The organism is Variovorax sp. YR750 (assembly GCF_900109805.1).
GTDB lineage: Bacteria > Pseudomonadota > Gammaproteobacteria > Burkholderiales > Burkholderiaceae_C > Variovorax > Variovorax gossypii.
Genome location: NZ_FOBJ01000018.1, coordinates 17,007 through 29,451, shown reverse-complemented (window position 1 = coordinate 29,451; position 12,445 = coordinate 17,007). Strand labels below are relative to the sequence as shown.

General features: G+C 69.2%; 12 protein-coding genes. All 12 read right to left on the bottom strand.

What is annotated here, in order from left to right; all coding sequences use genetic code 11:
- Nucleotides 1–4: 4 nt before the first annotated feature.
- Nucleotides 5–1,060 (bottom strand): homocysteine S-methyltransferase family protein, encoded by a 1,056-nt coding sequence (locus tag BMY35_RS30460; RefSeq protein ID WP_093206745.1) that lies wholly within the window; start codon nucleotides 1,058–1,060, stop codon nucleotides 5–7.
- A gap of 40 nt (nucleotides 1,061–1,100) precedes the next feature.
- Nucleotides 1,101–1,925: an N-formylglutamate deformylase gene (gene hutG / locus BMY35_RS30455; RefSeq protein WP_093206744.1), complete on the bottom strand. Its 825-nt coding sequence runs from the start codon at nucleotides 1,923–1,925 to the stop codon at nucleotides 1,101–1,103.
- Nucleotides 1,926–1,933: 8 nt separating this feature from the next.
- Nucleotides 1,934–3,319 carry a formimidoylglutamate deiminase gene (locus BMY35_RS30450; protein WP_093206743.1) on the bottom strand — a complete coding sequence of 462 codons (1,386 nt, stop codon included), beginning with the start codon at nucleotides 3,317–3,319 and terminating at the stop codon, nucleotides 1,934–1,936.
- Nucleotides 3,316–4,545: an imidazolonepropionase gene (gene hutI / locus BMY35_RS30445; protein WP_093206742.1), complete on the bottom strand. Its 1,230-nt coding sequence runs from the start codon at nucleotides 4,543–4,545 to the stop codon at nucleotides 3,316–3,318. The genes BMY35_RS30450 and hutI overlap by 4 nt, the downstream gene beginning before the upstream one ends.
- A gap of 27 nt (nucleotides 4,546–4,572) precedes the next feature.
- Nucleotides 4,573–5,151 carry a HutD/Ves family protein gene (locus BMY35_RS30440; RefSeq protein ID WP_093206741.1) on the bottom strand — a complete coding sequence of 193 codons (579 nt, stop codon included), beginning with the start codon at nucleotides 5,149–5,151 and terminating at the stop codon, nucleotides 4,573–4,575.
- Nucleotides 5,148–5,816: an amino acid ABC transporter permease gene (locus BMY35_RS30435; protein ID WP_093206740.1), complete on the bottom strand. Its 669-nt coding sequence runs from the start codon at nucleotides 5,814–5,816 to the stop codon at nucleotides 5,148–5,150. Before BMY35_RS30435 ends, BMY35_RS30440 begins: the two co-directional genes overlap by 4 nt.
- Nucleotides 5,817–5,823: 7 nt before the next feature.
- Nucleotides 5,824–6,576: a transporter substrate-binding domain-containing protein gene (locus BMY35_RS30430; protein WP_093206739.1), complete on the bottom strand. Its 753-nt coding sequence runs from the start codon at nucleotides 6,574–6,576 to the stop codon at nucleotides 5,824–5,826.
- Nucleotides 6,577–6,631: 55 nt separating this feature from the next.
- Nucleotides 6,632–7,363 (bottom strand): IclR family transcriptional regulator, encoded by a 732-nt coding sequence (locus tag BMY35_RS30425; protein WP_093206958.1) that lies wholly within the window; start codon nucleotides 7,361–7,363, stop codon nucleotides 6,632–6,634.
- Nucleotides 7,364–7,487: 124 nt separating this feature from the next.
- Nucleotides 7,488–8,339, bottom strand: coding sequence for a phytanoyl-CoA dioxygenase family protein (locus tag BMY35_RS30420; RefSeq protein WP_093206738.1), 852 nt, complete (start codon nucleotides 8,337–8,339; stop codon nucleotides 7,488–7,490).
- Complete coding sequence (gene hutU / locus BMY35_RS30415; RefSeq protein WP_093206737.1) at nucleotides 8,339–10,060, bottom strand: urocanate hydratase; 1,722 nt, start codon at nucleotides 10,058–10,060, stop codon at nucleotides 8,339–8,341. The genes BMY35_RS30420 and hutU overlap by 1 nt, the downstream gene beginning before the upstream one ends.
- 28 nt (nucleotides 10,061–10,088) lie before the next feature.
- Nucleotides 10,089–11,648, bottom strand: coding sequence for a histidine ammonia-lyase (hutH, locus tag BMY35_RS30410; protein WP_093206736.1), 1,560 nt, complete (start codon nucleotides 11,646–11,648; stop codon nucleotides 10,089–10,091).
- Nucleotides 11,649–11,707: 59 nt separating this feature from the next.
- Complete coding sequence (gene hutC / locus BMY35_RS30405; RefSeq protein ID WP_093206735.1) at nucleotides 11,708–12,445, bottom strand: histidine utilization repressor; 738 nt, start codon at nucleotides 12,443–12,445, stop codon at nucleotides 11,708–11,710.

Sequence of the window (12,445 nt, the reverse complement as noted above, 5' to 3'; positions counted from 1 at the left end):
CCAGCTACGCAGCCTCTTTGTAGAAGCCGGCGGCGTTACTGCTGCCGAGGGCACGGCCCGCAACAGGCGCCACTGCCTTGCCGATCGCCGCGATGTGATCCGGCGTCGTGCCGCAGCAGCCGCCCACGATGTTCACCAGCCCTTCGGCCGCGAACTCGTGCAGCAGCCGCGAGGTGACATCCGGCGTCTCGTCGAAGCCGGTGTCGCTCATCGGGTTGGGCAGGCCCGCGTTCGGATAGCAGCTGATGAAGGTGTCGCCGGCCACGCGCGCCAGCTCCTGGATGTACGGGCGCATCAGCGCCGCGCCCAGCGCGCAGTTCAGGCCGATGGCCAGCGGCTGCGCGTGGCGCACGCTGTGCCAGAAGGCGGTGACGGTCTGGCCGCTGAGGATGCGGCCCGAGGCGTCGGTCACCGTGCCGCTGATGATGAGCGGCAGGCGCTGCCCGCTGTTGTGGAAGTACTCGTCGACCGCGAACAGCGCGGCCTTGGCGTTGAGCGTGTCGAAGATGGTCTCGACCAGGATCACGTCGGCGCCGCCCTCGACCAGCGCCTCGGTCTGCTCGTAGTAGGCCGCGCGCAGCTCCTCGAAGTTGACGTTGCGCGCGCCCGGGTCGTTCACGTCGGGGCTGATGCTCGCCGTCTTGGGCGTCGGGCCCAGGGCGCCGGCCACGAAGCGCGGCTTGTCGGGCGTACTGAACTTGTCGCAGGCAGCGCGCGCGAGCTTCGCGGATTCGAGGTTCATCTCGCGCGCAAGGTGCGCCATCTTGTAGTCCTCCTGCGCGATGGTGGTCGCGCCGAAGGTGTTGGTCTCGATCAGGTCGGCGCCGGCCGCGAGGTAGCCCTCGTGGATGTCGCGGATCACGTCGGGCCGCGTGAGCGACAGCAGCTCGTTGTTGCCCTTGATGTCGCGATCGAAATCCTTGAAGCGCTCGCCGCGGTACTGCTCCTCGGTGAGCTTGAAGCGCTGGATCATCGTGCCCATGGCGCCATCGAGGATGGCGATGCGCTTGGCGAGGATGCCGGGCAGTGCCTGGCCGCGGGTGTAGACGAGGGGCTTCATAGGCCCCGATTGTAGGAAGAGGCCCTGTCCCTGCCCGCCGTCAGTTCTTTGCGCGGCCTTCGACGAAGGCCAGCACCGCCTCGATCATGCGCCGCACATGCGGCTGCACGCCCGCCGCCACCTCGGGCAGGTAGTCGAAGGGCAGCTTTTCCTGCATGTAGCTCGACTGCGTCATCTCCAGCTGCACCGCGTGCACGTTCTGCGCGGGGTTGCCGTAGTTGCGCGTGATGTAGCCGCCGGTGAAGCGGCCGTTGAGCACGCCCGTGTAGCCGGTGGCGCTCTCGGCGATGCCCAGCAGCGTCTGCGCCAGCGCCGGGTCGCAGCTGATGCCCTTGCCGGTGCCCAGGTTCAGGTCGGGCAGCTTGCCTTCGAAGAAGCGCGGCAGCACCGAGCGGATGGAGTGCGCGTCCCACAGCGCGGCCACGCCGTGCTGCGCGCGGATGCGGGCGAGTTCTTCGGCCAGCTTGGCGTGGTAGGGCTGCCAGATGGCGTCGCGACGCTCGGCGACCTCGGCCTCGCCCGGCACGTCGGCGGCGTTGGCGTACAGCGGCGTGTCGTCGAAGGTGTCGAGCGGGCAAAGGCCGGTGACGCTCTGGCCCGGGTACAGGCTCGCGCCGTCCGGCGGACGGTTCAGGTCGATCACGTAGCGCGAATGCGTGGCGACGAGCACCGATGCGCCCAGTTCGTCGGCGAAGTCGTAGAGCCGCTCGAGGTGCCAGTCGGTGTCGGGCACGTGGCGCGCCTCTTCGGTGAGCCGGGCGGCCAGCGCGGGCGGCACATGGGTGCCGACGTGCGGCATCGAGATCAGCAGCGGGCGCGTGCCCTGGCGGAAGCGGAACGGCGGCTCGTTGGAGGTGAAGGCCATGGTGGGGATCAATCCTGTAGCAATTGGGTGCGCGCGGCCACGAAGGCAGCGGCGGCTTCGTCGTGCAGCGCGTGGCGGCCGGCCGAGACGCGCGTGCGGCCCGCCACCCGGACGCTGTCGATGGCCGAGGTGCGGTGGCTCGCGAAGACGTGGGCCGAAAGCATATCGGGCGCCGACAAGCCCTGCAGCGCGACGTGCGAGGCATCGAGCACCGCGAAGTCGGCCTGCTGCCCCGCCGCGAGACCGGCCACGGCACGGCCCGAGGCTCGCGCCCCGCCCTGCACCGCCTCCAGCGTCAGCGCGGTGGCGACATGCGGCTGCGCCGTGCTGGCGCCGACGTTGCGCTGGCGCCGGGCCAGGCGCTGGCTGTATTCGAGCATCAGCAGTTCCTCGGCCGCGTTCACGCTGGCGTGGCTGTCCGAGCCCACGCCCCAGGCGCCGCCATGGCTGCGCCACTTGGCGAAGTCGAAGATGCCGTCGCCGAGGTTCGCCTCGGTGGTCGGGCACAGGCCCGCCACCGCGCCGCTGCGGGCCGCGTATTCGTACTCGGCGTCGTTCATGTGGGTGGCGTGCACGAGGCACCAGCGCTCGTCGACCGGCGCGTGGTCGAGCAGCCACTCCACCGGGCGCAGGCCGCTCCAGGCCACGCAGTCGTCCACTTCCTTCGTCTGCTCGGCGATGTGGATGTGGATGGGCGCTGTGCGGTCGATGGCTTCGAGCCCCGCGATCGCATCGCGCAAGCCTTCGGGCGGCACGGCGCGAAGCGAATGCGGCGCGAGGCCCAGGCGTGCGCCCTGCGCGTCGCACTGGGGCTTGAGCGCTTCGAGCAGGCGCAGCATCGATTCGGTGGAGCGGACGAAGCGCCGCTGCCCCTCCGTGGGCGGCTGCTCGCCGAAGCCGCCGGTCTGGTAGAGCACCGGCAGCAGCGTGAAGCCGATGCCGGTCTTCTTCGCGGCGCTCAGCAGTGCGAGGCTCAGCGTGGCGTCGTCGGCGTACGGGCGGCCGTCCACGTCGTGGTGCACGTACTGGAACTCGCACACGCCGGTGTAGCCCGCTTCCAGCATCTCGGTGTAGAGCCAGGTCGCGATGGCTTCCATGTGCTGCGGGCCGAGCCGCGCGGCGAAGCGGTACATCAGCGTGCGCCAGCTCCAGAAGCTGTCGTGCTGCTCGGCGCGATGCTCGGTGAGGCCCGCGAAGGCGCGCTGGAAGGCGTGCGAATGCAGGTTGGGCGTGCCGGGGATCACGGGGCCGCGCGCGGCCTCCGTGTCGGCGGGCCGCGACGCGTTGGCCTGCACCTGCGTGAGCCGGCCCGCATCGTCCCAGGCCAGCAGGACGTTCCTGGCCCAGCCCTCGGGCAGCAGCGCATCGGCCGCGAAAAGAGTGTTTGTCGTCATGCGTTGGCTCCAATGGCGATGCGCCCCTGCCGCACCACCGCGCGCACGGGCTGCTGTCCGAACCAGTAGGCGAGCTCGGCCGCTTCGCGCACGTTCCACAGCACGAAGTTGGCGGGCATCCCGGGCGCGATGGCGCCGTGCGTGTCCTGCAGGCCCAGCGCGCGCGCCGCGTGCACGGTGACGCCGTCCAGCGCCTCGGGCACCGTGAGGCGGAACAGCGTGCAGGCCATGTTCACCATCAGCAGCAGGCTCAGCGCGGGCGAGGTGCCGGGGTTGTGGTCGGTGGACACCGCCATCGGCACGCCCGCGGCCCGCAGCGCGGCGATGGGCGGCAGGTGGGTGTCGCGCAGCGTGTAGTAGGCGCCCGGCAGCAGCACGGCCACGGTGCCGGAGCGGCGCATCGCCTCGATGCCTTCGGCCGACAGGTGCTCGATGTGGTCGCACGACAGCGCGCCGTAGCGCGCGGCCAGCGCGGCACCGCCCATGTCCGAGAGCTGCTCCGCATGCAGCTTCACCGGCAGGCCCAGTGCCTTCGCGGCCTTGAAGACCTGCTCGGTCTCGGCGAGCGAGAAGGCGATGCGTTCGCAGAACACATCCACCGCGTCGACCAGCCCTTCGGCCGCGAGCGCGGGCAGCATCTCGTTGCAGACGAGGTCGATGTAGTCGCCGCTGCGGCCTGCGTACTCGGGCGGCAGCGCGTGCGCGCCGAGGAATGTCGTGCGCACCGTGACGCCATAGGCTTCGCCGAGGCGTCGCGCCACGCGAAGCTGCTTGCGTTCGTGCTCCAGCGAAAGGCCGTAGCCCGACTTGATCTCGATGGCGCACACGCCGTCGGCCAGCAGTTGCTCGAGCCGTGGCGCGGCTTGCGCGAAGAGCGTGTCTTCATCGGCCTCGCGCGTGGCGCGCACCGACGAGACGATGCCGCCGCCGGCCTTCGCCACTTCTTCGTACGTGGCGCCTGCGAGTCGCATCGCGAATTCGTTGGCGCGTTGGCCGCCGTAGACGAGGTGCGTGTGGCAGTCGACGAGCCCCGGCGTGACCAGCGCACCGCCGCCGTCGTGCTTCTCGAGTCCGGCGAATTCGGCGGGAAGCACGCTGCGAGCGCCGACCCAGCGGATCACGCCCTGCTCCACCACGATGGCGCCTTCCACGTTCGCATCGGTAGCGAGGCGGATGCCGGTCCAGAGGCCGTCGGCCGAGGGGAATTCGTTGATGACGGATTTCATCGTCGTTCCTGTTGTTGCGTCTGCAGGTTACGCCGGCAGGATGCGCACCGCGAGCAGCCGTGCATCGGCGCCCCCGGGCATCGCCTGCCAAGCCTGTGTTGCATCGGCCCACTGCAGGCCCTCGCCTTCGCGGCAGGTTTCATCGTTCAGGCGCCACGCACCGCGCAGCGCCAGCAGCACGCCGTGCGGCGCTGCCTCGATGGGCGTGGCGTCGTCCAGCACTCGCACGTCGGCGCGCCACTGGCCGCGCCGCGTCATCACGTTGAAGTCGTTGGAAGCGCCGCCGAGCAGCGTGCAGTCGATGGCCTCGTCGCCGCTGAAGGCAAAGGGCCGGTGCGACACGTCGAGCCGGTGGTCGATGCGCCCGTCGTGCGCGAAGAGCCGCACGCCGTCGCCTTCGAGCAGCGTGATGCTGCGGTCCACGCCCGCGAACACCGAGAAAGGCCCCGCCGCCGCGATGGTGGCGATGCTCACGCGCCAGCCGAAGCTGTCGAGCCCCGCGCCCTGCGGCCAACTGGCGACTTCCTGCGTGGTGCCGCCGCCGTTCTTCCATGGCGTCACGGGCAGCGAGGCGCGCGAGAAATGACGAAGCACGCCGCCGCTCATCGCACCATTCCGCCCTGGCGCAGCCGCTGTTCGAAGTGCCGCAGCACCAGCGTCATCGTGCCGGTGAGCACGAAGTACACGACCGCGATGGCCAGGTAAACCTCCAGCGAGCGGTACGACACGCTGATGATCTTCTGCCCCTCGTGCATCACGTCGTGAATCGTCAGCAGCGACACCAGCGCCGAGTTCTTGATCAGCGCGATGAACTCGTTGCCCAGCGGCGGGATCATGCGCACCACCGCCTGCGGCAGCACGATGTGGCGCATCGCGAGGCCGGGCGTCATGCCCAGCGACTGCGCCGCCATGGTCTGCCCCTTGTCGATCGACTGGATCGCGCCGCGCACGATCTCCGACACGTAGGCGCCCGAATACACGCCGAGCCCCAGCACGCCGCACACGAATGCCGGCAGCAGGATGCCGAAGTGCGGCAGGCCGAAGAACAGAATGAACAGCTGCACCAGCAGCGGCGTGCCGCGGATGGCCGCCACGTAGGCGGTGCATGCGCCATAGAGCCAGCGCCGCTTCGGGTTCAGCCGGCCGATGCCGACCAGCAGGCCCAGCAGGCAGCCCAGTGCGAGCGCGCAGGCGGTGATCTCCACCGTGACAAGCGCGCCGCGCAGCAGGTCGGGCCAGCCTTCCCAGACCGGCGAGAAATCGAGATCCATGGCGGGCTTACTTCGCGCTGGCGCTGAACCACTTCTTGACGATCTGGTCGTAGGTGCCGTCGGCCTTCAGCTTCTCGATCGCGCCGTTCACCGCCTTGGTCAGCTCGGGCGTGTCCTTGCGGATGGCCATGCCGTATTCCTCGGTGGTGATCTGCTCGGGCAGCACCTTCAGACCACCGCGCGTACGCACGTACTGGTAGGCGGCGGGCTTGCCGGTCACGGCGGCGTCGGCGCGGCCGATGTCGACGAGGTTGAACATCTCCTGGTTCTTCTCGACCTCCATCAGCTGCACCTGCGGGAATTTCTCCTTCGTGTAGCTCACCGACTTGGTGCCCACCTGCACGCTGACCTTCTTTCCGTTGATGTCGGCCGGGGTCTTGATCGCCGTGTTGCCGTCCTTCACCATCACCACGAGGCCGCCCGCGTAGTAGGGCACGGTGAAGTCGACGACCTTCTTGCGCTCGTCGGTGATGTAGATGCCCGAGACGGCCATGTCGAAGCGCTTCGAAATGAGACCCGGCACCAGGCCCTTGAAGTCGATGTCGATCCACTCGATCTTGCGGCCCAGCGTCTTGCCGATGGCCTCGACCAGCTCCACGTCGAAGCCGGTGCGCTTGCCGTTCTCCACGAATTCCATCGGCGGGAAGGTGGCGTCGGTGGCCACGCGCAGCGGCTCGCCCTGCGCGTGCGCGGCACCCGCGAAACCGAAGATGGCAAGGCCGGAAAGAGCGGCGGCGACGATGGAGCGGCGGGTGTTCATGGCAGGGACTTTCGTGGTGTGAATGAGGGAGGAAGAAGAAAAGAAGCGGCAGCGGCTACTGCAGCGCCCGCGAGATGCGGGCCGCCGTGACGACGGTCATGTGGAGCAATGCAGCTTCCATGCCCTCGACGCGCGTGAGCGGCGCCATCAGCGTGATCGCGCCGCGCAGGCGCCGGCCCGGGGAAAGCACCGGCGCGCTCGCGCCCCACACGCCGGCATCGACCTCGCCGTGGGTCACGGCATGGCCGGCTTCGCGGATGGCGTCGAGTTCGGCGGCGCGCTCGGCGCGGCGCTCGGGGCTTTCGGCGAGCCCGTCGAGCAGGGCGTCGCGCTGGTCGAGCGGCATGTGGGCCAGCAGGCACTTGGCGCTGGCGCCATCGCGCGCGGGCACGCTGCGGCCGCGGTCGAAGGAGCAGCGCAGCGACTGCTCGCTGTCGATCATCTCCAGGCACACGACGCGATCGTTCACGGCCGTGACCAGCGCCACGCTCTCGTGGCTTTGCTGCGCCAGCGCGCGCATGTCGGCGCGCGCGGCGATCACGAGGTCGGAGTTGCCGTCGAAGCCGGTGGCCAGCTGCACGCTGACCGGGCCCGGCGAGTAGCGGCCGTCGGACTCCATCACGAAGCCCCAGCGGCGCAGCGTGGCGATCTGCCGGTACAGCGTGCTCTGCGACAGGCCGGTGGCCCGCACCAGCTCGGCCGCGGTCATCGCCGCCTTGCTCTGCGCCAGCACCGACAGCACGAAGAGCGCGCGGTCGTTGGCGGGGGCGTCGGGCGGGGTCGTCATGCGGTCGATCGGATGAATGGAACCGGCGTGCAGTATCTTGCCCGCCGTTCCCACTTCCAAGCCTTCATTCCCATCGAGTGGGAATGGGCCTGCTTTTTCTTTCTACCTTCGGCTTAAAGCGGAGCTAGCCCACCAGCAGCGGGAAGCGCGCGTCGTCCATGGGCGCGCCCGCCGGCAGTGTGTCGGCCAGCCCGGGGAAATCGGGCGAGGTCTTCCAGCTGCGCGGCGCGTGGCGGATGTCGTCGCCCAGGAAGCGCACCGAGAACACGCGGCGCCGGTTCGGCCCTTCCACGCCGGCCGCCGCATGCAGCGTGAGCATGTGGAAGCAGACGAAGTCTCCGGGCTCGATATTCCAGCCCACGATGGGAAAGCGCTCGCGCGCGCCCTCGATGTCGGGCAGGTCTTCCAGGCTGCCTTCGGGGAACCACTTGGCGTGGTTGTCCATGAAGGTGCGCGGCATCAGCCACGGCCCCTTGTGGGAGCCGGCCACGAATTCGAGCGTGGCGGCGCGCGACACCGGGTCGACCGGAATCCACATGCTGACGTTCTGTTCGCCCTCGATGTTGTAGTAGGGCTGGTCCTGGTGCCACGGCGTGCGCTGCCTCGTGCCGGGCTCCTTCACGAGCAGGTGGTCGTGGTACAGGCGCACGGTGTTCGAGCCCATCAACCGCTGCGCGAGTTGCGCGAGCGGCGCCTCGAAGATGAAGCGACGGAATTCGCCGATCTCCTGCCAGTTGCAGAAGTCCTCGAAAAAGCGGCCCGGATCGTCGGGCCGGCTCGCGATCTTGGCGCGCGGGCTGGGCGCGGCGAGGTTGGCCTCGATGCCGTCGCGCAGCAGCGCGAGCTCGTCGGGCGTGAGCAGCTGGCGGATGCAGACTGCGCCGTCGCGCTGGAATTGCGCGACGAGCTCGTCGTCCACGCGCTCCCGCACGCGGCGCTGCAATTCCAGGGAATCGGGCAAGGCTGCGCCCGCCATCACTTCACCATCGGCAGCTTCAGGCCCTGCTTCTTCGCGGTGGCGACGGCGATGTCGTAGCCCGCGTCGGCATGGCGCATCACGCCGGTGGCCGGGTCGTTGAAGAGCACGCGCTCGATGCGCTTGGCTGCCGCGTCGGTGCCGTCGCACACGATCACCACGCCCGAATGCTGCGAGTAGCCCATGCCCACGCCGCCGCCGTGGTGCAGGCTGACCCAGGTGGCGCCGCCGGCCGTGTTGAGCAGCGCGTTGAGCAGCGGCCAGTCGCTCACGGCATCGGTGCCGTCCTTCATCGCCTCGGTCTCGCGGTTGGGGCTGGCGACCGAGCCGGTGTCGAGGTGGTCGCGACCGATGACGATCGGCGCCTTCAGCTCGCCGTTCTTCACCATCTCGTTGAAGGCCAGGCCCGCGATGTGGCGCTCGCCCAGGCCCAGCCAGCAGATGCGCGCGGGCAGGCCCTGGAAGGCGATGCGCTCGCGCGCCATGTCAAGCCAGCGGTGCGTGTGCTTGTTCTCGGGGAACAGCTCCTTGATCTTGGCGTCGGTCTTGTAGATGTCCTCCGGGTCGCCCGAGAGCGCCACCCAGCGGAACGGGCCCTTGCCTTCGCAGAACAGCGGGCGGATGTAGGCAGGCACGAAGCCCGGGAAGTCGAAGGCGTTCTTCACGCCCTCGTCGAAGGCCACCTGGCGGATGTTGTTGCCGTAGTCGACCGTGGGAATGCCCATGGCCTGGAAGTCGAGCATGGCCTGCACGTGCACGGCGCACGACTTGGCGGCGGCCTTCTTCAGCGCGTCGTGCTGCGAGGCGTCCTTCATGGCGGCCTGCCATTGCGGCACGCTCCAGCCGGCGGGCAGGTAGCCGTTGATGAGGTCGTGCGCGGAGGTCTGGTCGGTCACGAGGTCGGGCTTGAGGCCACCGGCCTTCGCGCGCTTCACCAGCTCCGGCAGGATCTCGGCCGCGTTGCCCAGCAGCGCGATCGACACGGCTTCCTTCGCGTCGCAGTGCTGCTTGATGAGCTCGAAGGCGTGGTCGATGTCGCGCGCCTGCTTGTCGACATAGCGCGTGCGCAGGCGGAAGTCGATGCTCGACTGCTGGCACTCGATGTTCAGCGACACCGCGCCGGCCAGCGTGGCGGCCAGCGGCTGCGCGCCGCCCATGCCGCCCAGGCCGGCCGTGAGGATCCACTTGCCCGCGAGGCTGTTGCTGTAGTGCTGGCGGCCGGCTTCCACGAAGGTCTCGAAGGTGCCCTGCACGATGCCCTGGCTGCCGATGTAGATCCAGCTTCCTGCCGTCATTTGGCCGTACATGAAGAGGCCCTTGCGGTCGAGCTCGTTGAAATGCTCCCAGTTGGCCCACTTCGGCACGAGGTTCGAATTGGCCAGCAGCACGCGCGGCGCGTTCTCGTGCGTCTTGAAAACGCCGACGGGCTTGCCCGATTGAATCAGCAGCGTCTCGTCGTCATTCAGTTCCTTCAGCGAGGCGAGGATCTGGTCGAAGCAGGCCCAGTCGCGCGCGGCGCGGCCGATGCCGCCGTACACCACGAGGTCCTGCGGGCGCTCGGCCACCTCGGCGTCGAGGTTGTTCTGCAGCATGCGGAAGGGGGCCTCGGTGAGCCAGCTCTTGCAGTTGAGCTCGCTGCCGCGCGGGGCGCGGATCACGCGCGTGGGGTCGTGGCGCGGGTCGGTGGCGGTGTTCAGGGCGAACTTGTCGGGAGCGTTCATGGCGTGGTTCTCCTAATCGGGGTGTGTTTTACGAGTGACTGGGCAGGATGTCGAGCAGCGCGGCCGGCAGTTCGGCCTTCAGCGCCCACAGGCGCATGGCTTCGATGTCGGGGGCGAGGTAGCGGTCGGTCTCGAGGAAGGCGACCTTCTGGCGGATGGCGGCGAATTCGGCTTCCACCAGCGGCGAGCTCTTGAGCTTTCTCTTGAGCTCGATGCCTTGCGCGGCAGCCATGGCTTCGATGCCGACCACCACTGCCGTGTTGTTGACCATGTCGGCCAGGCGGCGGCCCGCGAAGGTGGCCATCGACACGTGGTCTTCCTGGTTGGCCGAGGTCGGCAGGCTGTCGACGCTGGCGGGGTGCGCGAGCGACTTGTTCTCCGAGGCGAGCGCGGCGGCGGTGACCTGCGCGATCATGAAACCGGAGTTCAGGCCGCCGTCGCGCACGAGGAAGGGCGGCAGGCCCGACAGGCCGCTGTCGAGCAGCAGCGCGAGGCGGCGCTCGGAGATCGCACCCACTTCGCTCACGGCCAGCGCCACGATGTCGGCCGCGAAGGCGACGGGCTCGGCGTGAAAGTTGCCGCCCGAGATGACCTCGCCGGTGTCCGTGAAGACCAGCGGGTTGTCCGATGCGGCATTGGCCTCGATGACCAGCACGCGCGCGGCGTGCGCGAGGTTGTCGAGGCAGGCGCCCATCACCTGCGGGATGCAGCGCACCGAGTACGGGTCCTGCACGCGGCCGCAGTCGGCGTGCGAGGGAACGATCTCGCTGCCTTCGAGCAGCGTGCGCACGGCGCCTGCCACCGCGATCTGGCCGGGCTGGCCGCGCGCGGCGTGGATGCGCGCGTCGAAGGGCTTGATGGAGCCCTGGATGGCTTCGAGCGAGAGCGCGCCCGACATCAGGGCCGAGGCGAACACGTCTTCCGCACCGAAGAGGCCCGCCAGCGCCAGCGCGGTCGACACCTGAGTGCCGTTCAGCAACGCCAGGCCTTCCTTGGGGCCGAGCACGAAGGGCTGGAGGCCGATGTGCTTCATCGCCTCGGCGCCGCTGACCACGCTGCCGTCGGCCAGCGTGGCCTGGCCCTCGCCGATCAGCACGCAGGCCAGGTGCGCGAGCGGCGCGAGGTCGCCGGAAGCGCCGACCGAGCCCTTGCACGGGATGCTCGGCGTGACCCCTGCGTTGAACAGCGCCAGCAGTGCGTCGGCCAGCGCGGGCCGCACGCCCGAGTGCCCGCGCGCCAGGCTCACCGCCTTGGTCGCGAGGATCATGCGCACGACGGGCGCGGCCAGCGGCTCGCCCGTGCCCACGCTGTGCGAGAGCACCAGGTTGCGCTGCAGCTCGGCGAGGTGGTCGTTGCCGATGCGCGTGCTGGCGAGCTTGCCGAAGCCGGTGTTGATGCCGTAGACGACCTGGTCGTTCTCGACGATGTGGCGCACGGCGGCTTCGGCACGAAGCATGCCATCGCGCACCGACGCGTCGAGCGCGAGCCGCACGCCGCCGGCCTGGATGCGACGCAGCGTCGCGAGGTCGACCTTGCCGGGCACGAGGGTCAAAGTGGCATCTGGATGGGCGGTGTGTTTGCTTGGCATGTGAACCTGTCTATACAAGTAGTTGCGAGTGAAATCGGAGGTCTCTGAGGACGAAAAAATCAGCCGAAGCTGGGGTTGCCGTCGGCCTTGAAGCGGCTTCCCAGGCTGTATCTCGAAGCGGGATGCAGGCAGCGCACCCAGGTCACGGGGACGTTGCGCGACCAGGTGCGGCGCGTGAGCAGCAGGCAGGGGTCGGTGGGCGTCATCGCGAGCCGCTCGGCCTGCTCGGCGTTGGGCAGCACGGCGTCGACCACGTGCTCGATCTGGTCGAAGGGCACGTTGCGCACCAGGTACTCGCTGGGCGGCGTCGCGCCGAAGTCCTGCTCGAGGTAGTCGGGCACCACCTGCGGATTGACGAAGCGCTCTTCGAGCTGCACCGGCGTGCCGTTCTCCAGGTGCAGGCACACGCTGTGGAACACCGAGTCGCCGGCCTGCTTGTCGAGCCAAGCGGCCACGTCGGGCGAGGCGGCGATGCGTTCGACCTCGATCATTTCGCAGCGGTAGTCGTGCCCGCGCTGGCGGATCTCGCTGGCGATGTTGGCGATCTGCAGCAGCGTGGATTGCGGCTTGTTCTCCGCCACGAAGCTGCCGACGCCCGCCACGCGCACGATGCGCCCCTGCTCCACCAGCTCGCGCAGCGCGCGGTTCACCGTCATGCGCGCCATGCCGAACTGCGCGACCAGCTCGTGCTCCGACGGCAGGCGGTGGCCGGGCGGCCACGTCCCGTCCTGGATCTTGCGGGAGATGTGATCCATGACTTGCGCATAGAGCGCGAGGGTCGGCAGGTCGCGTTTCAT

Coding starts and splice junctions, on each gene's coding strand:
- BMY35_RS30450 (WP_093206743.1), bottom strand. CDS start 3,319: ATGACGACAAACACTCTTTTCGCGGCCGATGCGCTGCTGCCCGAGGGC.
- BMY35_RS30430 (WP_093206739.1), bottom strand. CDS start 6,576: ATGAACACCCGCCGCTCCATCGTCGCCGCCGCTCTTTCCGGCCTTGCC.
- BMY35_RS30420 (WP_093206738.1), bottom strand. CDS start 8,339: ATGGCGGGCGCAGCCTTGCCCGATTCCCTGGAATTGCAGCGCCGCGTG.
- hutI (WP_093206742.1), bottom strand. CDS start 4,545: ATGAAATCCGTCATCAACGAATTCCCCTCGGCCGACGGCCTCTGGACC.
- BMY35_RS30425 (WP_093206958.1), bottom strand. CDS start 7,363: ATGACGACCCCGCCCGACGCCCCCGCCAACGACCGCGCGCTCTTCGTG.
- BMY35_RS30460 (WP_093206745.1), bottom strand. CDS start 1,060: ATGAAGCCCCTCGTCTACACCCGCGGCCAGGCACTGCCCGGCATCCTC.
- BMY35_RS30440 (WP_093206741.1), bottom strand. CDS start 5,151: ATGAGCGGCGGCGTGCTTCGTCATTTCTCGCGCGCCTCGCTGCCCGTG.
- hutH (WP_093206736.1), bottom strand. CDS start 11,648: ATGCCAAGCAAACACACCGCCCATCCAGATGCCACTTTGACCCTCGTG.
- hutC (WP_093206735.1), bottom strand. CDS start 12,445: ATGAAACGCGACCTGCCGACCCTCGCGCTCTATGCGCAAGTCATGGAT.
- hutG (WP_093206744.1), bottom strand. CDS start 1,925: ATGGCCTTCACCTCCAACGAGCCGCCGTTCCGCTTCCGCCAGGGCACG.
- BMY35_RS30435 (WP_093206740.1), bottom strand. CDS start 5,816: ATGGATCTCGATTTCTCGCCGGTCTGGGAAGGCTGGCCCGACCTGCTG.
- hutU (WP_093206737.1), bottom strand. CDS start 10,060: ATGAACGCTCCCGACAAGTTCGCCCTGAACACCGCCACCGACCCGCGC.